A 24,598-nucleotide genomic window follows, 5' to 3' on the forward strand; every position below is an offset into this window, starting at 1 on the left:
CACCACGCCAAACGCAGTATACCGCCGTATCGTGGCCGTTGCCCTGCTTCTCGGCGCCGCGCTGGGCGTCGCGCCGAACGCCGACGCGCAGCATCCATCACGCAACACACCAACGATCCCGCAGGTCGCCAAAACTGCCGGTCAGTTCACCACCCTCCTCGCCGCGGTCGACGCCGCCGGTCTCACGTCAACGCTCCTTAGACGCGGACCGTTCACCCTCTTCGCCCCCACCGATGAGGCGTTCAAGCGACTCCCGGGCGGTACGGTCGCCGAGTTGCTGAAGCCGGAGAATCGCGAGAAGCTGCGCACGATTCTCACGTATCATGTTGTCGCCGGCCGCGTCACGGCCGCGCAGGCACGCAGCGTGCGCTCCGCGCAGACGGTGGCCGACCTCGAGGTGCGCATCAGCGATGTGAACGGCGAGCTTCGCATCAACGACGCAACCGTACGCATTGCCGACATCCCGGCGAGCAACGGACTCATCCACGTGATCGACCGTGTGCTGCTGCCACCCGATACCCGCTCGGGCGAGTCCACGCGTGAGAGCTCGTCCGGAAGCAGTAGCGGCAGTGCTAGCTCGTTGATCGACCTCGCGATCGATCGCGGCGCCCCGTTGTACAACGACGGCCAGCCCGCATCGACCGTCGCGATTTATGAGGTCGCTGCGAATGCGCTGCTCTCGTTCAATGATCGTGACGTACCCGAAGATGCCAAGCGCGGCTTGCGTGCGGCGCTGCGCGACACCCGTGGCACGCCGCGTGAGCGCGCCGTGGTACTACGGAAGGCACTCGCCTCGGCCAGACAGATGGGATCGCGGTAACGCTGGGGTTCACTACCAGGAAAAGCCCCTGCTGTTCTTCGCGTCCTTCGCGAACTCCGCGCCCTTCGCGTTAAAAAGCACATTGTCGATCGTCAGCGATATCCGTCCGCAAGCAGTACCGCTTCTACAAAACTGCACTCAACGCGAAGGGCGCAGAGAACGCGAAGAACGCGAAGAACAGCAATAGTTACCCGTTTTTGTTCGCTCTCAGAACTCCGCACTGAGCGTTGCGAACACCGAGCGCGCCGGAAGCACGAAATAGCGCACCCGCCCAGACCCCGACACCGCGCCGCTCGCGAACTTCTGCGTATCCCCAAGGTTCGCGCCGCGCACCGTGAGTGCATAGCGTCCGAGCGTGGCGCGCGCCGACGCGTCGAGCGTGTAGTAATCGGGTAGTACACGGTCTGCGCTACTCGTGTTGTCAAGGAACGCCTTCGACTGATAGCGACCCTCGACGCTCACCATGAAGCGGTTCGTCGGCGACAGCTCAATACGGTGCGACGAGATGAAGGCCGGCGTGAGCAATGGCGCCACGTTGCGTCGCACCACCGGTGTGCCACGCGACGAATCCGTGAACTGCGCAATGCGGTTCTGACTCCAGGTCGCGTTGCCGGCCAACACCACGCGCGAGATGCCGCGATACGCGGCGTCCACTTCGACACCACGGCGGTAGCTGTTGCCCACGTTGCGGCGCAGGATCGCACCCGACGCCGTTGGCGCACCGATGCGCGCGATGTCGTTGCGGAAATCCATACTGTACAAATTGGCCGACACGTCCAACGTGGTACGCGACAGCGTGATACCCAACTCGGCGTCGCGCACCGACTCCGGCTTCACGCGCGCGAAGTCACCATAATCGGCCACGTTGCCGCTGTTCAGATCGTCGTCGCCGGCGAACAGATCGTTACGCGCCGGCTCACGGCTGGTGATGCCGTAGGAAGCATATGTCGAAAGACCCGGAGCGAGCTGATATGTCACTCCGGCCTTCGGATTGAAGAACATCCAGTCGATAGCGCGCTGATCGATGCCGGCGTTGGCGTCGGGCTCGTAGCGGAATTTCGCGTAACGTCCCTGCAGGTCGGCAAACCAGCGGGCCCGCCCCGCATCGAGCGACAGCTTCGCGAATGCGCTCGCATCCTGCTTATGACCCGTGTTGTCGTATAGCGTGGTCGACGGCTGGAGGTAACCGCGATGCGCGCGTTGATACGTGTTCGCATTGATGCCCGTGTTCACGCGCAGCGCACCGCGCTCGACGTTGTACGCGCTCGTTATGCCGTACCACGTATGCGCCAGATTGAAGCGATAGCGATCGGGCAGTTCGAAGTAATCGTAATTGCCGCGGGCCGAGTTGCGGTACACCGTGGTGCTCACCGAACCGCCGTTCTGGAGCGCGCGGGTGTATGCCAGTGACACCAGCTGCTGTCCGAACTTGTCGCGCTCGTCGCGCTGCAGCGGGTTGAAGCGGCGATTGGCCGCCAGCTGCTCTCGCGTGGCGCCGGTGTAGGAGAGCGTATCGGCCAACAGCCCCACCAGCGTCGTGAGCTTGAGCACGTCGCGCGCGCCGAACCAACCGGCGCCCACGAACGCGGAGCGTCCCATCACGCCGCTATGATCGCGGTAGCCGTTGGTACGCAGTGCGCTGGCGCGACCGTATACGGCAAATCTGCTGGCGGTCAGCCCGGAGTTGAACGACGCGGTCACGCGCTGTGCACCGAAGGATCCCATCTGCAACTGTACGTCACCGCCGGCATCGGCGCGCGCCACCGGCATCGTCTCGAAGTTCACGCTGCCCGCGAACGACGCCGTGCCGGCCGTGCTCGTGCCCACACCGCGCTGTACCTGCACCGACTGCACATTCGACATCAGGTCGGCCAGGTTGGCGAAGTACAGCACCTGATCTTCCATGTCGTTCAGCGGGACGCCGTCGATCGTGATATTGATGCGCGTCTGATCCATTCCGCGCAGCCGCAGGTAGCTGTAGCCCCAGTTGGTGCCGTTTTCGGTATGCGATGTCATCGACGGGGCGGCATTCATGAGCAGCATCGGGACATCCTGCCCGAAGTGCCGTTGTGTGATGGCGGCGCGACCTATCGTGGTTTGCGATATCGGCGCTTGTTCATTGGCACGGATCGCGCGGACCAGCACGCCTTCAATGCGGCGCATCGAGTCGGCTTTGGCGGCCGTTCGAGCGCTGTCAGGACGGACCTGCGCGCCGAGCGGAGAGGCCGCGATCATCGCCGTAGTGAGGGACAGAAGGGATGCCGCTGTGGCGGTCATCAGCGTGGCGCTGAGGCTGGCGACACAAAGTCGCCGCGTGCGCCATGGGCGCGCGATTGCGTGCGGATACATCGATTGGACTCCCTACGCCGGTACGAGCCGGATCAGGTTCTACGGGACTCTCTCAGCCGACGCTCACTGGCGGCGCCGGCACCCCGGTCATGTGCGAGGAACGTTAATTAGCTTTGCGTCTCATGACCAGTACGGAGCTCCACCTGCTGTCCGACCCCTGCGCATGGCTCGTCGCGCACGGGAGCTCCTGCCCGGAGCTCCTGGGCTTCATCACGGGTGTGCTCAACGTCTGGCTCGTGACCCGTGAGAACATCTGGAGCTGGCCGCTCGGCGTGCTCAACGCCGGCTTCTACGTGGTGGTGTTCGCCCGCACCGGTCTCTATTCGGACACGGGCCTGCAGGTCGTGTATCTCGTGTTGTCGCTTTATGGTTGGTGGCATTGGCTGCGCGGCGGACCCGATCGCCACGCTGTGGTGGTCACACGTACCGCGCGTCGCACTGCGTTGCTGCTCGCAGCGATCGCACTCGTATCGTGGGTCACCTTGGCGACGATCACGCGCCGTTTGCCCGGTGCCGCGCTGCCGTGGCTCGATGCGGCGCTCGTGTCGATCAGCCTCGTGGCACAGTACATGATGACGCGCAAACTCCTCGAGAACTGGCTGCTCTGGATCGCCGTCGACGTGGTCTACATTGGTCTGTTCATCAATCGGCAGCTCCCGCTCACGGCGATTCTGTACGCGGTGTTTCTGGTGCTCGCCATCATCGGCTACGTACAATGGCATCGATCAGCGGCGCGCTCGCGCCTCGAGTACTCAACCGCGAACTCACTCGCATCGTCCTGACCGGATCGGAGTCGGTTGGCAAGACGACGCTTGGCGCGCAGCTCGCAGCGCGCTACGGCGTGACGTGCGTCCCCGAGTTCGTGCGCGAGTACGCCGCGGCGAAAGGCACTCCGCTCGACTTCCGCGACCACGGCCCTATTGCCAAGGGGCAGATAGCGCTGGAAGACATGCAGAGTATGAGCGCCCTGGCCCGCGGTGACACATTGCTGCTGCAGGACACCGACTTGGTGAGCACCGTCGTGTATTGCCAACACTACTTCGGCCGGTGTCCCGACTTCATCGAGCAGGCGGCCATCGCGCGCCGTCCGACGCACTATCTGCTGCTCGATATCGACGTGCCCTGGATTGCCGACGGCGTCCGCGACCGCGAGGAGCAGCGCGAGGAGGTGCAAGCGCTCTTTCGCGACACGCTGGCGCGATTCCACGCGCCGGTTACCGTTGTGCAGGGCACGTGGGAGGAGCGATTGACCACGGCCGCCAAGTCGATCGACGCCCTACTTGGCGATTTCCCCGGCGCGACGCGACGCTGACGCGCCCGCGCGCCAACTCCTTACTCCGACACAGACCATCATGGCCGACAAGGCACAAAGCTTCGCCAATCACGGGCAGTACGTGCCCATGTATCACTTTTTCACCAGCCCGTTGGCCCTGATTTTCGTGATCTGGAGCGTACAGCGACTGATCACCAATCCGGGCGCGGATACGGTCTACATGCTGGTCGGTGCGTTGGCGCTGTTCGGCGTGGTAGCGGTCTCGCGCCTCTCGCCGTTACGCGCGCAGGACCGTCTGATCCGCCTCGAGGAGCAGCTCCGCTACACCCGCCTGCTGCCAGCCGATCTCGCGGCGCGCGCCCAGGTCGCCTTCTCGCCGCGCCACTACATCGCGCTGCGCTTCGCGAGCGACGCCGAGCTCGCGTCGCTGGTCGAGATGGTGATCAAGAATCCGGAACTCAAGGGCAGCGAGATCAAAAGCAAGATCAAGACCTGGCGCCCGGACACCTTCCGCGTCTGATATGGCGCGTTGTTGTTCTTCGCGTGCCTTCGCGATCTTCGCGGACTTCGCGCGAACCGCGGTGCTGACGGCTGCCACGGAGCGATCGGAGAGCCCGCTGGTTCACGCGAAGCTCGCAGAGCACGCGAAGCACAGCAAAAGGGTTGATATGGCCATCGCGTCGACGGACGGGGGCGCTCCGACCTCACAACGTTGAGACACTACCGAGGCGCGACAGCAACAGCTCGACCGGTAACCCACCGTTCGCCGTGCGCAGCACGGCGTCGAACGTGAGTCGTGTCTGCGCCGCGAGCACGCGATCGGGCACCAGCAGCCCGAGCTGCCACTGGCGGCCACCAGCGCGCACCACATCGCCGAGTCGCGCATACAGTGATCGCAAGTCCGCGCCGTCGCTGATGCGCAGTCCGTACGGTGGGTTGGTGAGTACCAATCCCGTCGTGCCGATCGCCTCGAGCGACGTGTCCGACAGCGGCCCCTGCTCGATGACAAGATCCTGCAGGACTCCCGCGCGCTCCGCGTTGGCCACCGCCGCTTTGCAGGCACCGGCATCACGATCCCGCATCACGATCGGCACGCCGACCGACGGTAACTGCTCTGCCTTGGCTGCGGTGCGCACCCGCGCGTGCATGGGGGAATCGGCGCCGGGCCACAGCTCCATCACGAACTCGCGCCCCAGCCCCGGCGCCATGCGACGCATACGCAGCGCCGCTTCGATACCGATGGTACCCGACCCGCAGAACGGATCCACCAGCGGCGCGCCACCGTTCCAGTCACAGGACGCCAGCATTGCCGCCGCCAGCGTCTCACGCAGCGGTGCCTTCGCGATCGCCTGACGCCAGCCACGCCGGTGCAGCAGTGCGCCGGAACTGTCGGCGCTGATCGTGCACCGATCGTGATCGAAGCGCACCACGATCAGCTGTGTGTTGCCGTCGTCGTCTTCCTCGTCATCTCTGGCGCGACCGAGCGCCTGCGAACCTTTGATGCTGTTCGTGATCCCGCGCGCCACGCGTTCGGCCACTGCATCCGAGTGATACAGGCGCGACTTGCGGCACGTCACGCGCAACCGCACGGCCGCGCCGGGGGAGAGTACGAGGTGCCACGGGACGCGCGCCGCCATCTTCTCGAGCGTCGCAAAATCGCGCGCCTCGAACTCGGCGAGCCGCACCAGCACGCGGCTGGCGAGTCGCGACCACAGGTTCACCGTAAACAGCTGCTCGGCCGTGGCGTTGAACGACACGCCGGCCGGACTGACGTCGCGAGGCGTGATGCCAAGCGCGATGCACTCGGCGGCCACCAAGGGTGCCAGGCCAGGTGCGGCGATCGCAAACGCATCAAAGCCCGACGGAAGCTCCGTCGGGATCAGCGCAGGGTTCGGGCGCTCGGCGCGAGCCGGTCGAACCAGACGCGCGGGGATAAAATTGTCGGGCTTATGCGGCTTTGACACTCATGTCGCGACGCCGGAGTGTGGCGTAGGGCGTACGGGAACCTCGAGCGACCAACAGTTGCCAAAAGTCTTCGGCATCCAGCGGCGGCGCGAACAGGTAGCCCTGTCCGAGCTCGCAACCGAGGGCGAGCAGGTGGCCGCGTTGCGCCTCCGTTTCGATACCCTCAGCCACGGTGTTCATCCGCAAGGTCTCTCCAAGTGCCACGATCGCGCTGGCCAGGACCGGTCCTTCGCCTCCCTTATCGATGACATCCACGAACGACTTATCGATCTTCAGGATGTCGATCGGATAGCGCTGCAGATAACTCAGGGAAGAATAACCTGTCCCGAAGTCGTCGATGGCCAGCGAGATCCCGAGCGCCTTCAGCGCGTTCAAGCGCGCCATCGACAGCTCGGTGTTCTGCATCAGCATGCTCTCCGTGATCTCGAGCACGAGCTGGTCCGCTGCGAGCCCCGAATCGGCCAGCGCCTGCCGGACATCATCCACGATCCCCGGCTCCTGCAGCTGACGCCCCGAGAGATTGACCGAGATCCGCACCGGCAGCCCGCGCTCATCGGTCCACCGTTTCGCCTCAAGGCAGGCCCGGCGAAGCACCCAGCGACCGATCGGCACGATCAGCCCCGTTTCCTCAGCAATCGGAATGAACAATCCTGGCGGAACCTTTCCACGATCGCGGCACATCCAGCGCACCAAGGCCTCGGCGCCGATGATGTCACCGGTCTCGAGGGCCACGATCGGCTGATACTGCACCAGGAACTCCTCGTGCTCGATGGCGCGACGGAGATCCCCTTCCACGACCAGTCGATCGAGCGCCGCCTTGTGCATCTCCGGCTCGAAGAGCACATGCTGTCCCTTGCCGCGGGTCTTGGCCACGTACATCGCGACGTCGGCATTCCGCACGAGTTCATCGGTACTCTCGCCTCGTGTGCTCCTCGAGATACCGATACTCGCGTTCACGAACACTTCCTTTCCGCCCAGCATAAACGGCTTGCTCAACGCGACGCCGACCCGTTCGGCAATAGCCAGCACCTCGTCTACCGTTCCGGTGTTTTCGGCGAGCACCGCGAACTCATCGCCGCCGAGGCGCGCAATCAGATCGCTGTCGCGTACACAGGTCGCCAACCGGCGCGCCGCTTCCACCAGCAAGCGATCGCCAGCGGCATGCCCCAGCGAGTCGTTGACCGTCTTGAAGTTGTCGAGATCGAGGAAGAGTACAGTGACCGCGTTCGAGTGCCGCTGCGCGCGTGCGAGGGCGCACCCCACCTGATACAGGAACAGTGCGCGGTTCGCGAGATCGGTGAGCGAATCGTGAAACGCCTGGTGCATGTACTGTTCCTTGATCACGCTCTGCTCCGTCACATCGCGCGTGTTGAGCACGAGGCCGCGAACCATCGGCTCGCTGAGCAGATTCGTGCCCACGTTGTCGACCGTATGCCAGGCGCCATTGGCGTGCCGGATGCGCCATTCACGCTTCAGCACGCCGAGCGTCGCACCGCCGGTACGCGAGCGGTTCGACCGGGCCAATTCCTCGAGAAACTGTAGCGCTTCGGAGAGATCCTCGGGGTGTAAAATCGATTCGATACGCGCGGTCACGAGCTTGGCCGGATCGTGTCCGAACACCAGCGCCATCGACGGACTCGCATACCGGATGGTGCCATCCGGATCGAGGATCATGATGACATCGCTGCTGTGCTGCACGAGCGCCTGAAAGCGTGCCTCGTTGTTACGTGCCGTCGACTCGGCGAGCCCGCGCGCCGCGTCCTTCGTGGACGTGAACTGACGGGCGAAGGCGAGCGCGGTCAGCACGACCACCCCGATGACGAGGCCCAGCAACGGCTGCGTGCCTCCGGTGTGCGGCGCGCCCGAGATCGCAAGCTTGAGCAACAGCGCAAAGCCCGGTAACACCGCCACGAACGGGATGACACTTGCGGTGAACTGATCGCGTTCACTGCGCGCGCGAATCTGTCGGTGCATCACCGTCGCGATACTCACCCACGCGGCGATAGCGAAAAGGGCGAAACTCACCGGGCTGGCGATGCGGACGACATCGAGATTCGTGTCGCCCTGCGTCATCTGCACAATAGCCAGCACGTGCACGACGAACTGCATGAGGAGCGCACTGGCCAGCACGACGAGGACATTCGCGCCATGATGCAGCGCGGTGCGCCTCCACAACACCGACGCCACCAGTATGACGATGAGTTCGAGCGTCGCATGCGCGTGCAGAATCGCGAACGGGCGTACGGCGATGCCGCTGCCGTCGATCATCCAGAGGCCGTACCACGTCACGAGCGATCCGGCCACGCCCACGGTACTGACGTCGAGCGCCAGCTTCGCGCGATCCACAGCCGAACGCGGCGCACTCGGCAGGCAGAGGAACGCGAGCAGCAACACGACCTCGGCCACGACCGGCGTGATCATCACGGCGAGGTCGGCGGTTGCCGGCGACACCGGACGCACCACGAAGTCGATGGCGAAACGGGCGATCGGGAATATCGAAAGTGCACCCGCCACCGCTTTCCAGAACCGGCGTGTGCCACGGTCGAACGCGAGCTCTAGGCCAGCGCGCCACGAGAAAACAATCGCCACGAGCGCGATGACCTGGGGGGCGAAACTGCGGGTCCAGCTGCCGAGACCGACGCCGGGCGATCCAACCGCCAGCCACGTGGTCACCACGGCAGTGTATCCAATCAGCGCCGCCAGAATCGAGCGGTTCTGGAATGCCCCGAATACCGGACCACCAATAGCCGGGATGCTGTCGAGCGAGCGCCGGAGATTGGTGGTCAAGTGGTTGCCCGATCGACGCGAGCCGGCGGCGGCGGGTGAGGGCATGGCACGAGGGGTCGGAGTGAGTCGAGGCGTTCCCATAGCAGGGACATTCCTCGCGCCCGAACCATCACGCTGCTGGCAGAGTCACCGAAGCATCGGGAGGAACGGAGCGTGGGGACCGTGGACCCGGCTTGCGCAGAATGAAGCGCAGCGCGAACAGGACCACGAACACCGCTGCGTAGAGCATCGGCTCCTCGCGATCCTTCTTAACGGCCCAGAGGTAATGCACACAGCCGGCGATGGCCGACACGTACACCAGACGGTGCAGCTGATTCCACCGTTTCCCGCCCAACCGCTTGATGGACCACTTGGTGGACGTGAGGGCCAGCGGGATCATAAGCACGAACGCCAGCATCCCAGCCGTGATGTACAAGTGCTTGAGAATGTCCTTTACGATCTCCGGCCAGTCGAAGAATTGGTCGAGCACGATGTACACGCTGAGATGCCCCAGCGCCCAGAAGAACGTGGCCAGACCGAGAAACCGACGCTGCGCGACCAGCCAGCCCCACCCGGTAAGGCGCATGAGCGGCGTGACCGCCAACGACGCGGCGAGCAGGCGCAGGGTCCATTCACCCGACGCCTTCTGAAGCGCTTCAATTGGTTCGGCACCTAACTGATCCAATAGCAGCTGGGCCACGAGCACGATGGACGGCACGATCACCAGTAGCCACAGCGCCGGACGGACCAGGCGCCGAGTGGGCGCCTCGGCCCTCGCCAACATTGACCGCATATCAGGGCTCAGTAGTACTTCCGCAGATCCATGCCGCTGTAGAGCGACGCGACTTGGCTCGCATAGCCGTTGAAGGGCAGCGTCGGGATCTTCAGGAACTGTCCGATCCGACGTTCCTTGGCCTGCGTCCAGCGCGGATGGTCGACCAACGGATTCACGTTGGCGTAGAAGCCATATTCGCTGGGGTTGGCGTCATTCCAGGTCGTATTCGGCATCTTGTCTGTGAACTTGATCTTCACGATCGCCTTGATGCCCTTGAAGCCGTACTTCCACGGTACCACGAGCTTGAGCGGGGCGCCGTTCTGGTTCGGGAGCGCCTTGCCGTACATGCCGGTGGCCAGCAGCGCCAGCGGATTATTGGCCTCGTCGAGGCGCAGCGCCTCCTTGTACGGCCACGGCAGGACCGCGCGGGCCTGTCCCGGCATCCGGCGCGGATCGTAAAGCGTGGTGAACTCCACGAACTTGACACTCGGCAGTGGTTCGCAGCGGGCGATGACGTCCTTGAGCTGCACGCCCTGCCACGGGATCACCATCGACCACGCTTCCACACAGCGGTGCCGATACACCCGATCCTGCACCGGCAACTTGCCCACGAGCTCGTCGAACGAGTACGGACGCGGCTTCTTGACCAGCCCCTCGACATTCACGGTCCACGGCATCGGGCGGAAGTCCTTCGCCTGCTCCTTCGGCTCGTCCTTGCCGGTCCCGAACTCGTAGTAGTTGTTGTAGCTGGTCGCGTCGTCCTCGGGCGTCAGCTTGTCGTTCTCCTGCAAGCCAACCGTGCCGCGATCGAAGCGCATGGCCTGCAGCGCCGACGGTGCGATCAGTCCGCCCAGCGCCAACGCTCCGGCGGTGCCCACAAAGGCCCGACGGTTCTGGTACACGGTTTCCGGCGTGATGTCGGAAGACGGAATATCATCGGGGCGGCGAATCAGCATGGGCGTCGAGGTCCGGGTCGAGGGTGCATACATTCTAGCTGCGAGCACGCCGTTCGGTTCCCGAATTGAGCGCTTGAACGATCTCTGGTCCGGTCACTTCCTCCGATTCGTCCCCATGCAATATACGACGCTCGGCTCTACCGGGATCTCCGTGTCCCGCCTCTGCCTCGGGTGCATGAGCTACGGTACCCCGACTTGGCGCCCGTGGGTACTCAGCGAGGAGGACGCCCGCCCGTTCTTCCGTCGTGCTATCGAGGCCGGCATCAACTTCTTCGACACCGCCGACATGTATGCCCTCGGCATGAGCGAAGAGGTCACGGGCCGCGCGCTGCGCGAGTACGGCCACATGGACGAAATCGTGCTGGCCAGCAAGGTGTACTGGCCAATGGCGCCCGGACCGAACAGGCGTGGCCTTTCGCGCAAGCACATCGTGCAGGCCTGCGAAGCGAGTCTCACGCGACTGGGCGTGGACGCGATCGACTTGTATCAGATCCATCGCTTCGATGCCGTCACGCCGATCGAGGAAACGCTCGCCGCACTCGACCATCTCGTGCAGTCAGGCAAGGTGCGCTACATCGGCGCGAGTTCCGGCTGGGCCTGGCAGTTCGCACGCGCGCTCGGCACGTCCGACCTCGAGGGCTGGCCGCGTTTCGTGAGCATGCAGAATCACTACAACCTCCTGTACCGCGAAGAGGAGCGCGAGATGATTCCGCTGTGTGAGTTCGAGAAGATCGCGGTGCTGCCGTGGTCACCGCTGGCCCGCGGACTGCTGGCCGGCACGCGCTCCGCGCTCGACGACCGCACCTCTACCACGCGCGCTGCGCATGATGCGTACGCCGTAGGGCTGTACGAGGGCGAGAAGGATTGGGAGATCGTCGACGCCACACGCGCGATCGCCGCCGAACGTGGAGTGCCGATGGCGCAGATCGCACTCGCGTGGCTGTTGTCGAAGCCTGCTGTGACCGCGCCGATCATCGGTGCCACGAAGATGTATCAGCTCGATGAAGCACTCGGCGCGGTCGACCTCACGTTGTCAGTCGACGAGATCACGCGACTCGAGGCGTCGTATCGCCCGCACGCGGTAAAGGGTCACGAGTAGGATCAATCCAGCGTCTTCGAAAACCGCCGCACCGACACGATCAGCAGTACGAGCGCCGACAACGACAGCGCACCAAGTTGTGTCCACAGCTCGCGCAGACCGACCCCTTTCAGCAATACGCCGCGCAGGATGTCGAGGAACCACGTGAGTGGCAACGCGGCGCCGACCCACTGCGCGGGCTCCGGCATCGCCGCGCGCGGGAAGATGTAACCCGATAGCAGGATGTTCGGCAGCATGAAGAAGTAGCCCAGCTGCATGGCCTGTACCTGACTGCGCGCCACGGTGGAGATGAGCAGTCCCACGCCAAGGCTGGCCACGATGAACACCAACGCCAGCGCATAGAGCAGCACGAGACTCCCCATGACCGGGATATCGAAAAAAATCACGCCGAGGGCGAGAACCACCGACATCTGCACGTAGCCCACCAGCACGAACGGCACCAGCTTGCCGAGCATGAGACTCGTGCGACTGATCGGTGTGACGATGAGCTGCTCGAGCGTGCCGCGTTCGCGCTCCTTCACGATGGCGGCGCTGGCGATCAGCGTCATGGTGATCGTGAGCAGAATGCCGACAATGCCCGGCACGATGAACGTCGCGCTCTTCTGCGCCGGGTTGTACCACGGGCGCACGCGAATCTCGACCGGCGGACGGATCTTGTACTGCGACGCCAGCAACTGCACACCGCGCGCCTGGGCGGCGAGCTGCGCCCCGGCGATCGCTGCGCCCGAGCTCTGTGGATCGGCGGCGTCGATGAGCATTTGCGCCACACCGGTGTGACCACGGCGGATGTTGCGCTGATACTCCGGTGGAATCACGAGCGCCACCCGCGCGGCGCCGCGTTCGATCCATCGCTTGGCCGACGCGCGGTCGGGTACTGACGCCACGACGGTAAAGTTGTCGGTGTTGGCGAGCACCTGAATGAGCGCACGACTTTCGCTGGTACGCGATTCGTCGAGCACGACCGTGGGCAGCCTTCGCACATCGGTCTGAATCGCGTAGCCGAACAGCAGCAACTGAATGGCCGGAAGCACGGTCATCATCGCAAACGTGAGCCGGTCGCGCCGGAGCTGCAGAAACTCTTTCCAGAGCATCGGCCACACGGTCCACCGTCGCACCCGCTCATACAGCGCGCTCATGAGTGCTTCACCGCATCGGCTTCATCACGCTGCTGCAGCATCACGAAGACGTCTTCGACCGTTTTCGCGTTGAACTGCTTCACGATCTCCGCCGGCGTGCCCAACCCGATCAGATGCCCGCGCGAGAGAAAGGCGAGCCGCATACAGCGCTCGGCCTCGTCCATGTAATGCGTGGTGACGAGAATCGTGGTGCCTTCGCGCGCCAGCTGATAGATCGCTTCCCAGAACGTGCGACGGGCCGCCGGATCGACACCGGCGGTGGGCTCGTCGAGAAACACCAAGTCGGGGTGATGCGCCGTGGCGCACGCGAGGGCGAGCCGTTGTTTCCATCCGCCGCTGAGCGTACCAGCGCGCTGATTCAGGCGCGAGCCGAGGCCGAGCGACTCCACGTGAGTCGCCAGCCGCTGCTCGCGATCGCGTCCCACGAGGCCGTACACCGACGAGTAGAAGCGGAGATTCTCCGCCACCGTGAGTTCGTCGTACAATCCGTAGCGTTGTGACATGTAGCCGATGCGCCGACGCACCCCTTCCGTATTCGTCTCGACATCGAGTCCGGCCACTTCCGCCGACCCACTCGTGGGCACCACCAAGCCGCAGAGCATGCGAATCGTGGTCGTCTTCCCCGATCCGTTGGGACCGAGCAGTCCGAACACTTCGCCACGCGCGATCTCCAGATCGAGACCATGTACCGCAACCAACGCGCCGTACGCTTTCCGCAGCGCCCGCGTACGGACCACAGCCGGGGCCACACTGCTTACCGGATCACTCACTTGGCGGTGCGCGGCAACAGCACCGAAATCGGCATGCCGGCGCGCAGTCGCTGCGTGGTGTCGGCAAACTCCACCTTCACGCCGAACAGCAGGTCGGCGCGTTCGTTGTCCGTGAGCGCGACACGCGGCGTAAACTCGGCGCGTGTGGCAATCGCCGAGATGCGGCCACGAAACACCGTGCTGTCACCATCGAGCCGTGCCGACAGCGAGTCGCCCGGGTGCAGCGTGGGCAACACGAACTGCGACACGTAAATGCGCGCCCACGGACGCGACGGCTGCGCCACGGTAATTGCGCTCTGGCCAGCCGCCAACACCTCACCAGGCTCCACGTTGCGGCTCGACACCACACCGTTCACCGGTGCGATCAGCACCAGGTCATTCGCCATGGCCCACCAGCCCTCGGCGGCGGCTTGGGCGCCGCGCGCCTCGGCGGCCGCGGCCTGACGCCGCTCCGGGCGCGCACCCTCCTGCACCAGCCGCAGCGCGTCACGCGCGGCATCACGACGGCTAGCGGTCACGCGCGAGGTGGACCGTGCGGCATCGAGCGTGGCACGGCTCACATCGCCCTTGGCGGCGAGCGGTTCGAGTCGAGCAAGATCAGCGGCGGCGCGCTCAGCATCGGCCTCGGCGGCCCGCACCTCCGCCTGCGCGCGGCTTATCTCCGCCGGGCGGGCACCGCGCGCGAGTTCGCGTGACGTTTCCTGCGCGGCCGCGGCGGCGGCCTCCGCCTGGGCCGTCGAACTGGCCAAGGTGGGCGTCGTGAACAGCACCAGCGTGTCCCCCGCCTCCACGATGTCGCCTTCCTGCACCAGCACACGGAGCGCACGGGCCGGCTGCAGTGGCCCGACGTCCACCTCGACCATTTCCAGGGTACCCACCGCCGTTTCGGGAGTCGACGACCGTGAGCAGCCGCCAAGCAGCAAAAGCGGTCCGAGCGCGACGAGCGGGAAAGCACGCACTATCACGAAATCACTCACGAAGAGAGACACCCGCCGCACCGGGCACGCTTGACCGGCCGACCACGGCAACATTGCATTCCAGCATGTCTCACGCCACCCCGCCAACTCCCATAGACGCGTCTTCCTCCGACGAAGCGCTGCCTGCCTCGCTGGCCCGCACCCTTCGGCAGTTCCGTATGCTGGAGCGGGAAGACAAGATGCAGGCGCTATTAGGCTGGTCGAAAAAGCTCGAGCCGCTGCCGGAACGGCTTGCTGGTCTCGACCGCACGGCGTTTACCGTGCCCGAATGCCAGACGCGGGTCGATATCTTTCCGGAACGGCAAGACGACGGCACGATCCATTTTTACGCCGACGTCAACGCCCGGCAGTCGCCGACCGTGGCCGCGGTACTCGCGATCACTTTCGCGGCCGTCAACGATCAGCCGCCGGCAGTGACGCTGGCGCTTCCAGCAGATTTCGTGCGGCTGTTGATGCAGGACATCGGGCTCGGCGCTCGCGAATCCGGTCTGTCCGCCATGATTGCCCGTCTCAAGCGCCACGCCACGACGGTATCGGCTTCGGAATAGTTCCGTACCCCGTACTCCCGACTCCGTACCCCCTTCTCTGTCTTTATGCCCCTATCCGTCCGTCAGAACGGTTCGCTCGGAATGTCCGCGGAAGTCGCCGCCGAGCTTGCGCTCGTTACGCTCGCCAGCTGAGCGCCACCATGCGGTTCGTGCAAACGCTGCAGCACTGGTGGGCCTGGACCGCGACCGCCCTCGTCGTGCTGCTCGGGACGCCGGTCGTCGCCCTGATTTATGCCGTCACGGCGCCGTTCGATCCCGGTCGCTACGCGGCTGGTCGTGCCTTCCGCCTGGTGGCCGTCGCGGCGCTACGACTCAATGGCCTCTGGCGTTTCCATGCCAGAGGTTCGCTTTCCGATGCGCGCCGACCGTACGTAGTCGTGGCCAATCACGAGTCGTACGCTGATGTGTTCCTGATCAGCTGCTTCCCGTGGGAAATGAAGTGGCTGAGCAAAGACACCATGTTCAAGATTCCCTTGATGGGGTGGATGATGCAGATGGCCGGCGACATCAAGCTGGTGCGCGGCAACCGCGACTCCGCGGCTGACGCGATCGTGCAGTGTCGCGACCGCCTCGCCAAGAAGGTGTCGGTCATGATCTTCCCTGAAGGCTCGCGCTCGCGTACGTGGGAGATGCTGCCGTTCAAGGACGGCGCTTTTCGTCTGGCCATCGAATCGGGCGCGCCGATTCTCCCGATCGCGGTGGCCGGCACGCGTCACGCCATGGCGAAGGGCACGTTCCGTTTTCTGCCGGCCCGCGCGATTGCTCAGCTGCTCGAACCGATCGCGACCACCGGGCTGACGCTCGCCGACGTTGGTACGCTCAAGCAGCTCACGCGTGAGCGAATCGAGGCGGGTCGCCGACTGCTCGCCGCCGAGTTGGGTGTGCCTGTGGGCGACGACGCGCCCGCGGTGACCGCGGCCTGATTTCGCCATGACAACCGGGGCGCCGACCAACGAGATCGAACTCGACGCCCTCTTGTCGGCGCCCGACGAACGCACCATCACGGCGCTGTCGTCACTGTCGGGCGACGTGCTTATCCTCGGCGCCGGCGGCAAGATGGGCCCCACCCTGGCCCGCATGGCTCGCCGTGCCATCACCGATCCCTCGCGTCGCGTGATCGCCGTGTCGCGATTCACCGACCCAGCGGCCGCCAGCGCACTACAGGCGACCGGTGTCGAAACGATACGCGCCGACCTCGCCGATCCGAATGCGGTGACAGCGCTTCCTGATGCGCCGAACGTGCTGTGGATGGCCGGACAGAAGTTTGGGTCCACCGGAGACCCGGTCGGCACCTGGACACAGAATGTCGTAGCCTCCGCGCTCGCGGCACAGCGCTTCACCGGTTCACGCATCGTCTGTTTCTCGACGGGCAATGTGTACGGACGACAGGCCGTCGCACGCGGCGGTGCCCGTGAGCAGGACGCGCTCGTGCCGGACGGCGAGTACGCTGCGTCGTGCATCGGTCGTGAGCGCGTATTCGAATCGATCGCGCGTCGCACACACACCCCGCTGCTGTTGTATCGCTTGTTCTACGCCTGCGATCTGCGCTACGGCGTTGTCGCCGACATCGCACACAAGGTATTGCACGGCGTACCCGTTTCGCTCGACACGGCGTATGTGAACGTGATCTGGCAGGGGGATGCGAATCGGCTGGCGTTGCGCGCGCTGTCCCTGGCCACCGTGCCGACCGCCGGTGAGTCCGTCGCGCTGAACGTGACCGGGACAGTGGTAGCGGTCCGCGACATCGCCGAGCGCGTCGGTGCGATCGCTGGCGTCTCCCCGGTGTTTGCGGGTACGCCACGCGACGACGCGTTGATCGCCAACACGGATCGGCTCACGGAGCGACTGCCATACACGGCGCTGCCGCTCGACACGCTCTGCGAGTGGGCAGTACGGTGGATTCGGTGCGATGGCCGCATGCTGAACAAGCCTACGAAGTTCGAGGTGCGCGATGGCCGATACTGAGCACCGGCTAAGCGATGCCTTCGACATTCGACGGCACCTGCACATCGGCCAGGTCATTCCGGCGCACCCGTTGGCGCTGTTACCCACGCGCGGGATGGATGAGCGGCATCAGCGCGCGCTGACACGCTACTACGTGGCGGCGGGAGCCGGCGGCATAGCGGTCGGCGTGCACACGACCGGCTTCCCGATTCACGACGCCAAGATCGGCTTGTACCGACCGGTTCTGGAGCTCGCTGCCGAGACAGCCGACGACGCACTGGCGCGCGATCCGCGCGCGTTTGTACGCGTGGCAGGCGTGATCGGCGACACCGCGCAGGCGGTGCGCGAAGCGCAGATCGCCCAGGCGCTCGGGTATCACTGCGCGCTGCTGTCGTTGGGGGCGTGGCGCGACGCGACCGATGCGGCGATTCTCGCGCACTGTGCGCGTGTGGCGGAGGTGCTGCCGCTGTTCGGCTTTTATCTGCAGCCTGCGGTCGGTGGACGACGGCTGTCGTACGCGTTCTGGCGCGAGTTCGCGGAAATCCAGAACGTGGTGGCGATCAAAGTCGCGCCGTTCGATCGGTACGCCACGATGGATGTGGTGCGCGCGCTCGCCGACGCGGGTCGCGATGACATCGCGTTGTACACCGGCAACGACGACGCCATCGTGCCCGATCTAGTAACCGACGTACCCGTTACCAGCGGCGGCCGCGCCTACACGCGGCACTTCGTGGGTGGATTGCTGGGCCAGTGGGCCGTCTGGACGTCGCGCGCGGCACGCATGCTGCGCGAAATTCAAGCATGGCGCGCATCGGGCGCCTACACGCTGCCGCGCGAGTGGCTCACCCGCGGCGCGGCGCTCACGATGGCCAACGCCGTGATCTTCGACGCGGCTCATGGCTATCAGGGCTGCCTGCCGGGGATTCTCGAGATCCTGCGCCTGCAGGGCCTGGTGCGCGGCACGTGGACGTTCGACACGCACGAACAGCTCTCGCCCGGTCAGGGTGATGCGTTGGCGCGGCTGCCTGCGCAGTATCCCGATCTGGCCGACGACGATTTCGTGGCGGAGCGGCTGGATGAGTTTCTCCGATAAGGCGAGACAGCTGAACTGATCGCCCGTCGCCGAACAGATCACGCAGAGGAGCAGAGAGCGCAGAGGGCGCGGAGAAAGAATGTCTTCTCTGCGCCCTCTGCGCTCTCCGGCTTTTCTCTGCGTGATCAGGTCAGCCGGACCAGCAATCACTCACCGTTCTGCAGGCAACAACTTGGCATGCCAGCTCTCCGCGGCGGCCCGTTCGAAACCCGTGCGATACCCGCCGACCGTAGTGACTGTCGTGTCGAACACACACGACTCGGACACCACCGCACCACCAGCCGCTGCCTCACGAAATGCCGGGCGCGCACCCGACACCACGCCGCCTGCGGCATCCCGCCAATACACCGCGCCGCCGCCCACCAGCGTAGTGCCCACGAGCGACTCGATCTCACGCAGCGCGTGAAAGAGCCCGTCGATGGAGCAGCCCGTTGCACCAGTTGCGCCTTCGTCTACACCGATCACGAGAAACCGATCGTCACGCCATTCGCGGGCGCAGACCAGTGGCGCACCGTGTGCGCGCCAGTTGGCGAGATGCGCGTCGACCGTGGAGAGCAGTGACTGCGCGGCGGCGCCGACTACCGGCGCCGCTGCTCCGAACACCCACGCTCGCGCCTGATCGGGGAGCGCGTCAAAATTCACGACTGGCATGGCGATTACTCCGGCGTCTTGCTGCCGGGGAGCTGCAGCATCGGCATGGCACCGCCGGTGACCTGCGGCATCTGCCCGTTCCAGCGCTTCGCCATCTCATACTGCACCAGCGTGTTCGTAATGCTCTTTGAAAGCAGCTCGTTAGCGCGCGACTGCGCTTCCGCTTCGGCCATGATCGCCTTGGCGCGACCCACGGCCTTGATGCTGTCACCCTGTGCCTGAAACGTGTTCTTCTGCAGCTCGTTCTGCGCCGTGAGCGCCTGCTGCTGCATGACGTTCTTGAGCGAGATCGCGTCCATGACCGCCTTCGGCGCGCGGAACTCGTTGAGCGTGAATTGTCGCACGTCGATGCCGTAGGGGTCGAGGCGCTTCTGCAGATTGGCCTGCGTACGCGTAACGACTTCCGCCTTCTTTGGCCCGAGAATGGCCGCAATTTCCTCGTTACCCACCACTTCCTGCAACGACTGGCGGATCGCCTGGCGGATATAGCCGTGCGAGATCGTCTGCACATCGGTGCGGAAGGTCTGATACAGCTGCGGCACCTTGTCACCACGTAGTTCAAAGCTCATCGACACGTCGAGCGACAACGGCTGACCTTCCACCGAGTTCACGTTGATTTCGTCGTTGGTTTCCGAACCCTCGGTGCTCTCCTTGGTGAGCACCAGCGTCTGCATGAACGTGGGGTATTCCTGGATCTGCGTCATGAGCGGATTGCGCAGGTGAAACCCCGGGCCGAGCGGCGTGGGATCCACGCCGCCACCACCGCGATGAATCACGATGCCGACGTGACCGGGCTCGATGTACGCAACCGACGGACGAACGAGAAAGAACACCACCAGCAGCGCAACCACCGCGCCGGCGAGCTTCACGAACACGCTACTACCACCACCCCCCCCCGGCATGCCGGTCAGCGGGTTGCGCATGGAGCTGCGCAGTTCGTCGAGCGTAGACTCAATCGATGTAGCCATGAGCGGCCTCCTTGTAACAATGAGAGCACAACGGTTCACCCGCGGGAAGTCGCACGAGATCTTCTTCGCGCTGCAACCCGTGAATCGGGCACGTGAGATCGGCTTGGCGATCGATGCGCTTGCGATTGGCCGTCTGCCGAATCCGGCGGCCAAATGGGGTAATGCCCAGCGCCGTAACAAAAAGAGCGCCAACCACCGCCAGCAAGGCGATGAAAAGAGCGCTCTCGAGCATGATGGCGTTCATATAATTACTGAATAATACCGTGCGCGCACTGGAAAGTGTGAGAAATCGGTACCACCTGCGATCACAGAGGAAGGACGGCGCGACATTCCGGAGCTATCTTGTTGATCCACAAGGAGATACGGCTCCAGTTGCCCATCCTCTTTCCTTGCCGACGTCAACCGAGAACACAACAGCTGGAACACGGATGACAGCGGATTTACTGGAAAAGCACGGATAAGATGAAAAGCGCTGGCCATCTTACTCCGTGCTATTCCGTTGATCAGTTATCTCCGTGTTCCGGCTGTTGCCGTTCGCTCTTAGCTCGTAGCTCGTAGCTATTCTCCAAGTTCAAAGCGAAGCATCTGCGCCAACCCTGGCAGCCGCCACTCGAATCCAGCCTCGCGGAGCACGCGCGGGTCCACGCGTTGACTCGCAAGCACGGTCAGATTCGCCATCTCCTCGCCCAGGAGCAGGCGCAACGCGAAGGCCGGCGCGTGTGCGATCGTCGGCCGGCTCATGACGTCACCGAGCACTCTCGTGTATTCGGCATTCGTAACAGCCGTCGGCGCCACCAGGTTGACCGGGCCGCGGATCTCGTCGCGCATCAGGCAGAAGTGAATAGCACCGATTTCGTCGTCCAGCGCGATCGAACTCACGAACTGCGTGCCAGGGCCGAGGGTGCCGCCCGCGCCGTAGCGGAACAGCGGGCCCTGCGTACCAAGGGCGCCGCCGGCGGCGCCTTGCACGATCCCGGTGCGGAGATGGACCACACGGATGCCGGCCTTCTCCGCTGGCGCCGTGGACGCTTCCCAGGCGCGCCCCACGTCGGCGAGATAGTCGTCACCCAACGCGCTGCCTTCGTCGAGCAGCTCGTCACCGCGACTGCCGTAGATGCCGATGGCCGAGCCGCTGAGCAACACGCGCGGCTTACGCGACAGCTGAGCGAGCGTGTGCGCCAGTAGAGACGTGCCTTCCACCCGGCTGCTCTTGAGCGACGCGCGATGTGCCGTCGTCCACCGCGACGCGACCGAAGAACCGGCCAGGTGGATCACCGCATCGATGCCTTCAAGCCCGCGCGCATCGAGCTGTCCGCGTTCGGGATTCCACTGAATGTCGTCGCTGCCCGGCTTGGGCGCGCTGCGACCGATACGGATCACGTCGTGTCCACCGGTAGACAGAAATGCCGTCAGTTGAGTGCCGATGAATCCCGAAGCGCCGGTAATCGCGATGCGCAGTCGTGGCCGATCAGCGAACGAAGCGTGACGAGCCAGATCACTAAGCATGACCGCGTGACGATAAGCGAAGACGCGGGTGAGCGTGCGCTGCGTGTAGCCGCCGGCCACCGCATTGCCGAGGCCGCCGAGCGGCAGTTGGTAGCGGATATGATCGTCGAGCGTGCTCGAGTGCGCATCGAGCGGCGCGAAGCTGTGTGTATGCTCCCAGACCGCGAACGGTCCTTCACGCATGACATCGCGGAACTGTCGATTCGCGAGGTAGTCGCGATGCTCCAGCGTCCACGTTGTGGGGACCGGGCCGGCGTGCACCTGCAGCACCACCTTGGCCCCGTCGCGAATGCCGCCCGTGTGCTCCAGCACCTTGGGGCGATCCCACGGTGGCGACAGCCGCTCGAAGGCGCCCGCGCGCTCGTGCCACGCGAACAGCGCCTCGACGGACACGGGGGCCTGCACCTGCTTCCGGAATTCCTGCATCGACACGACCACTCTCCGTTGCGGCGACCCGCATCCACCAGCCCCTGCGCTACCAGCCGCCGGCGTCCTCGAGGTCGAGAACCCGCCAGCAGTGCCAACTGGCAACGCTTGCCCACGGACGCCAGTTCCGAGCCACCCTTTCGAGACGGTCGGCTTCCGGCAGTGCTCGCATGCGATAAATCCGCTGCGCGCCCTTCCGCACCCCGAGGTCGAGCACCGGCAGCACATCGGGGCGGCCGAGCCGGAACATCAGGAACATCTGCGCCGTCCAGCGCCCCACCCCGCGCACGGCGACCAGCGCGTCGATCACCGCGTCGTCGTCCATCGTGCCGATCACATCGAGCGGCAGACGGGCATCCTCGACATGTCGCGCGAGATCGACGATCGCGCGCGTTTTCGCCGCGGAGAGTCCGCAGGCACGGAGCATGGCCTCATCCGACGTCAGAATTTGCGCTGGCGTAGGCGCATCGGTGCCACCTCCTATACGCTCCTTGAATCGCCCATAAATCGTCGAGGCCGCACTACCCGACAGCTGCTGAAAAACGATGGCCCGCGCCAGATGATCGAAGTGCGTGCCATCGGCGCGCGGGATCATCGTACACGGGCCCACACGTTCGATGGCGGCCGCCATCTTTGGATCGTTGGCACTGAGTGTCGCTACCGCCTCCTTCAGGCGGCGCGGCGTCAGTCGAACGAGCGTCAACGCCTGCTCACATCGTGAGCGAGAACATGACGTGCGCCTTCGGTGTGCCGGCGAACATCAGCCACGGCTTCGTATCGGACGGCGTGGTGGAAATACCCGTGGTGGCCGTCGTGGCAAACGGGATGTACACCACGAACAACGGGTTGCCCTTCTTCACCGTACCGGACGCGGCATCGAACGCGTCCTTCGCGCCGAATATTTGATACAACGACGCCGGTGCCGTCGGCATCTTGAGCTTCCCCGCCTTCACCTCGGCGAAGCGCACGGTATCGACCTGGGCACCCTTCACGCCGGACGCGCGCAGCGCGCGACCACGGGCCATGAACGGGTCCATCGAGTCATGGTAACACGACACGTGGAACTGCTCTTCGGCGGGATCGTCGGCCAGGCACATCATGCCGTTCTTTGTGGGGCGCAGCCACTCCAGCTTGCCGGCCGTCTTGTAGCCCATCACGCCGGCGCCGTCGCGCATCTCCTTCGGGAGCGCCTGCGTGGCCGCTGTGATCTGCTCTGGCACCGGCGGCGGCGTCTGCGCACCGAGCGGGGCACCGAGCGCGGAACCGAGCGTGACACCAGCAAGCGACAGCGCGGCGGCACAGCTCACGACACAGCTGGTTCGGAACATCATGGTGCGAGCTCCCGGAGAAGGCGGACGAAAAAGTGACCGTTGTGATTACCACTGTGGAGTGTATTCTATCCCGCATATGGCCTCCTCCACAAATGCGGTGTCCGACACCGATGCGCTGGTGCGCTTTGCCAGGCGGGTCTCGCACGACATCAACAACTTTTCGACCGTTGTCCGGACGTACAGTGAACTGCTGCTCTCCGACATTCCCGACAGCGATCCGATGCACGCTGACGTCGGGGAGATCTATCGGGCCGCCGATGCCACGGTGAGGTATCTCCAGCGGGTGACGCAGTTTTCCCGCGTTGGGCACATGCGTCGGCTCCCCACGTCGGTCGGCGACGGCATCGCCGACGCGCAGGCGGAGCTGGCTTCCGAGCAGGGCGACCGGGCCGTTCAGGTGACGCTCGGGGCCGGACAGATTCACGCCGATGCGAGCTGGTGGCGGGACGTGATGATCGAGCTGCTTCGCAATGCCCATGACGCCGCGCCACCGGGAAGCACGATCGTGGTCCGCAGCACCATGCAGGACGGCGCAGTCATGGTCGAAGTCGAGGACGATGGGGATGGCATTCCAGCCGAGCTGCTGGCCACGGTGGCCGAGCCGTTCGTGACGTCGAAGCAGGGCGTGCCGGGGGCAGGGATCGGCTTGGCCATCGTGGCCGCGTTCGTGCGCGCACTCGGCGGCTCACTCCATTTCGAGCGCATCGACGGCGCATCCGATGCCACGTCGGCCGGGACACCCCGCACTCGCGTCCGCGTGATACTGCCGGCGGACGGCTTCGCCGGCTAACCAACGCCGCACTCGACCGCCAACTACACGCGGTTGGCGGCGATGGCGTGCAGCAGGGCGTCGGCGATGCGGTCCAGCGGCAGCACATCGACGGCCGCATCGATTTTGACCGCTTCGCGCGGCATGCCGTACACGACGCACGTCTCCTCGTTCTGCGCCACGGTGTACGCGCCGGCTTCGCGCATCGCCAGCATCCCCTTGGCACCGTCGGCGCCCATACCGGTCAGCAGCGCGCCCACGGCATTCCGTCCGGCACTGCGCGCCACGCTCTGAAAGAGCACATCCACCGCGGGACGCTGGTGATGCACTTTAGGGCCATCTTTCACCCGCACCGCCCACCGCGCTCCACTGGCCTGCAACACCAGATGTTTGCCACCGGGCGCAACGAGCGCGAGGCCGGGCACGACAAAGTCGCCGTCCTTCGCTTCCTGCACGCGCATCGCGCACACTTGATC

General features: G+C 64.9%; 24 protein-coding genes, 1 pseudogene and 1 riboswitch. Of the genes and pseudogenes, 11 read left to right on the top strand and 14 right to left on the bottom strand.

Features of this window, described 5'->3' with window-relative positions; all coding sequences use genetic code 11:
• Positions 1-28: 28 nt before the first annotated feature.
• Positions 29-517, top strand: a pseudogene (locus ACESNG_RS13190) (fasciclin domain-containing protein); the annotation flags it as partial.
• Positions 518-1,027: 510 nt separating this feature from the next.
• Here ACESNG_RS13190 and ACESNG_RS13195 read toward each other — a convergent pair.
• Positions 1,028-3,169: a TonB-dependent receptor gene (locus ACESNG_RS13195; RefSeq protein WP_373069307.1), complete on the bottom strand. Its 2,142-nt coding sequence runs from the start codon at positions 3,167-3,169 to the stop codon at positions 1,028-1,030.
• A riboswitch (TPP riboswitch) is annotated at positions 3,162-3,265 on the bottom strand. (Overlaps the previous gene by 8 nt.)
• A gap of 26 nt (positions 3,266-3,291) precedes the next feature.
• On the opposite strand from ACESNG_RS13195, the gene pnuC reads away from it, so the two are divergent.
• The 3 genes from pnuC to ACESNG_RS13210 are packed head-to-tail and all read left to right on the top strand — an operon-like array spanning position 3,292 to position 4,962.
• Positions 3,292-3,951 (top strand): nicotinamide riboside transporter PnuC, encoded by a 660-nt coding sequence (gene pnuC, locus ACESNG_RS13200; protein WP_373063465.1) that lies wholly within the window; start codon positions 3,292-3,294, stop codon positions 3,949-3,951.
• Complete coding sequence (locus tag ACESNG_RS13205) at positions 3,885-4,481, top strand: AAA family ATPase (RefSeq protein WP_373063463.1); 597 nt, start codon at positions 3,885-3,887, stop codon at positions 4,479-4,481. The genes pnuC and ACESNG_RS13205 overlap by 67 nt, the downstream gene beginning before the upstream one ends.
• 40 nt (positions 4,482-4,521) lie before the next feature.
• Entirely contained in the window at positions 4,522-4,962 is a 441-nt protein-coding gene (locus ACESNG_RS13210; RefSeq protein WP_373063461.1) for a DUF6526 family protein, read from the top strand.
• Between the two features lie 184 nt (positions 4,963-5,146).
• Here the strand turns inward: ACESNG_RS13210 and ACESNG_RS13215 are convergent, their stop codons facing one another.
• From ACESNG_RS13215 to msrP, 4 genes are all read right to left on the bottom strand, one after another.
• Positions 5,147-6,406, bottom strand: coding sequence for a class I SAM-dependent RNA methyltransferase (locus tag ACESNG_RS13215; protein WP_373063459.1), 1,260 nt, complete (start codon positions 6,404-6,406; stop codon positions 5,147-5,149).
• Positions 6,390-9,239: a putative bifunctional diguanylate cyclase/phosphodiesterase gene (locus tag ACESNG_RS13220; RefSeq protein ID WP_373063457.1), complete on the bottom strand. Its 2,850-nt coding sequence runs from the start codon at positions 9,237-9,239 to the stop codon at positions 6,390-6,392. Before ACESNG_RS13220 ends, ACESNG_RS13215 begins: the two co-directional genes overlap by 17 nt.
• 64 nt (positions 9,240-9,303) lie before the next feature.
• Positions 9,304-9,966 carry a sulfite oxidase heme-binding subunit YedZ gene (locus ACESNG_RS13225; RefSeq protein ID WP_373063455.1) on the bottom strand — a complete coding sequence of 221 codons (663 nt, stop codon included), beginning with the start codon at positions 9,964-9,966 and terminating at the stop codon, positions 9,304-9,306.
• Between the two features lie 8 nt (positions 9,967-9,974).
• On the bottom strand, positions 9,975-10,904 hold the full coding sequence (gene msrP, locus ACESNG_RS13230) for a protein-methionine-sulfoxide reductase catalytic subunit MsrP (protein WP_373063453.1): 930 nt from the start codon (positions 10,902-10,904) through the stop codon (positions 9,975-9,977).
• A gap of 115 nt (positions 10,905-11,019) precedes the next feature.
• Here msrP and ACESNG_RS13235 point away from each other — a divergent pair, with 115 nt between their 5' ends.
• Positions 11,020-12,003 (top strand): aldo/keto reductase, encoded by a 984-nt coding sequence (locus tag ACESNG_RS13235; protein WP_373063451.1) that lies wholly within the window; start codon positions 11,020-11,022, stop codon positions 12,001-12,003.
• 2 nt (positions 12,004-12,005) lie between these two features.
• Here ACESNG_RS13235 and ACESNG_RS13240 read toward each other — a convergent pair whose 3' ends face one another.
• From ACESNG_RS13240 to ACESNG_RS13250, 3 genes are read right to left on the bottom strand one after another with little or no spacing between them, the layout of a single operon-like run.
• Entirely contained in the window at positions 12,006-13,139 is a 1,134-nt protein-coding gene (locus ACESNG_RS13240; RefSeq protein ID WP_373063449.1) for an ABC transporter permease, read from the bottom strand.
• Positions 13,136-13,909: an ABC transporter ATP-binding protein gene (locus ACESNG_RS13245; protein ID WP_373063447.1), complete on the bottom strand. Its 774-nt coding sequence runs from the start codon at positions 13,907-13,909 to the stop codon at positions 13,136-13,138. The genes ACESNG_RS13240 and ACESNG_RS13245 overlap by 4 nt, the downstream gene beginning before the upstream one ends.
• Positions 13,906-14,886 (bottom strand): HlyD family secretion protein, encoded by a 981-nt coding sequence (locus ACESNG_RS13250; protein WP_373069309.1) that lies wholly within the window; start codon positions 14,884-14,886, stop codon positions 13,906-13,908. Before ACESNG_RS13250 ends, ACESNG_RS13245 begins: the two co-directional genes overlap by 4 nt.
• Positions 14,887-14,951: 65 nt before the next feature.
• Between ACESNG_RS13250 and ACESNG_RS13255 the strand changes: the two genes are divergently transcribed.
• The 4 genes from ACESNG_RS13255 (at position 14,952) to ACESNG_RS13270 (ending at position 18,471) form a co-directional block, all read left to right on the top strand.
• Complete coding sequence (locus ACESNG_RS13255; RefSeq protein WP_373063443.1) at positions 14,952-15,434, top strand: SufE family protein; 483 nt, start codon at positions 14,952-14,954, stop codon at positions 15,432-15,434.
• Positions 15,435-15,574: 140 nt separating this feature from the next.
• Positions 15,575-16,357: a lysophospholipid acyltransferase family protein gene (locus tag ACESNG_RS13260; protein WP_373063441.1), complete on the top strand. Its 783-nt coding sequence runs from the start codon at positions 15,575-15,577 to the stop codon at positions 16,355-16,357.
• Positions 16,358-16,364: 7 nt separating this feature from the next.
• A complete protein-coding gene (locus ACESNG_RS13265; protein WP_373069311.1) occupies positions 16,365-17,399 on the top strand; it encodes an NAD-dependent epimerase/dehydratase family protein in 1,035 nt (344 codons plus the stop codon).
• Entirely contained in the window at positions 17,386-18,471 is a 1,086-nt protein-coding gene (locus ACESNG_RS13270; protein ID WP_373063437.1) for a dihydrodipicolinate synthase family protein, read from the top strand. Before ACESNG_RS13265 ends, ACESNG_RS13270 begins: the two co-directional genes overlap by 14 nt.
• A gap of 150 nt (positions 18,472-18,621) precedes the next feature.
• On the opposite strand, the gene ACESNG_RS13275 is transcribed toward ACESNG_RS13270, so the two are convergent.
• Both ACESNG_RS13275 and ACESNG_RS13280 read right to left on the bottom strand, forming a co-directional pair.
• A complete protein-coding gene (locus tag ACESNG_RS13275; RefSeq protein WP_373063435.1) occupies positions 18,622-19,122 on the bottom strand; it encodes a hypothetical protein in 501 nt (166 codons plus the stop codon).
• 5 nt (positions 19,123-19,127) lie between these two features.
• Positions 19,128-20,090, bottom strand: a complete 963-nt coding sequence (locus ACESNG_RS13280) for a prohibitin family protein (protein WP_373063433.1) — start codon at positions 20,088-20,090, stop codon at positions 19,128-19,130.
• Between ACESNG_RS13280 and ACESNG_RS13285 the strand changes: the two genes are divergently transcribed.
• A complete protein-coding gene (locus tag ACESNG_RS13285; RefSeq protein ID WP_373069313.1) occupies positions 20,089-20,349 on the top strand; it encodes a hypothetical protein in 261 nt (86 codons plus the stop codon). The two genes, ACESNG_RS13280 and ACESNG_RS13285, sit on opposite strands and share 2 nt — an antisense overlap.
• A gap of 299 nt (positions 20,350-20,648) precedes the next feature.
• Here ACESNG_RS13285 and ACESNG_RS13290 read toward each other — a convergent pair whose 3' ends face one another.
• The 3 genes from ACESNG_RS13290 to ACESNG_RS13300 are packed head-to-tail and all read right to left on the bottom strand — an operon-like array spanning position 20,649 to position 23,353.
• A complete protein-coding gene (locus tag ACESNG_RS13290; RefSeq protein ID WP_373069317.1) occupies positions 20,649-22,022 on the bottom strand; it encodes a TIGR01777 family oxidoreductase in 1,374 nt (457 codons plus the stop codon).
• A gap of 49 nt (positions 22,023-22,071) precedes the next feature.
• The gene (locus ACESNG_RS13295) at positions 22,072-22,725 is read right to left on the bottom strand and encodes a DNA-3-methyladenine glycosylase (RefSeq protein WP_373069315.1); all 654 of its coding nucleotides are present in this window, start codon (positions 22,723-22,725) and stop codon (positions 22,072-22,074) included.
• Between the two features lie 7 nt (positions 22,726-22,732).
• Complete coding sequence (locus ACESNG_RS13300; RefSeq protein ID WP_373060466.1) at positions 22,733-23,353, bottom strand: hypothetical protein; 621 nt, start codon at positions 23,351-23,353, stop codon at positions 22,733-22,735.
• A 76-nt stretch (positions 23,354-23,429) separates the two neighbouring features.
• Here ACESNG_RS13300 and ACESNG_RS13305 point away from each other — a divergent pair, with 76 nt between their 5' ends.
• A complete protein-coding gene (locus ACESNG_RS13305; RefSeq protein WP_373060468.1) occupies positions 23,430-24,143 on the top strand; it encodes a sensor histidine kinase in 714 nt (237 codons plus the stop codon).
• 23 nt (positions 24,144-24,166) lie between these two features.
• Here the strand turns inward: ACESNG_RS13305 and ACESNG_RS13310 are convergent.
• Positions 24,167-24,598: CheB methylesterase domain-containing protein (locus ACESNG_RS13310; protein WP_373060470.1), on the bottom strand; the 432-nt coding region annotated here is incomplete at its 5' end.

The organism is Gemmatimonas sp. (assembly GCF_041689975.1).
Classification (GTDB): Bacteria; Gemmatimonadota; Gemmatimonadetes; order Gemmatimonadales; family Gemmatimonadaceae; genus Gemmatimonas.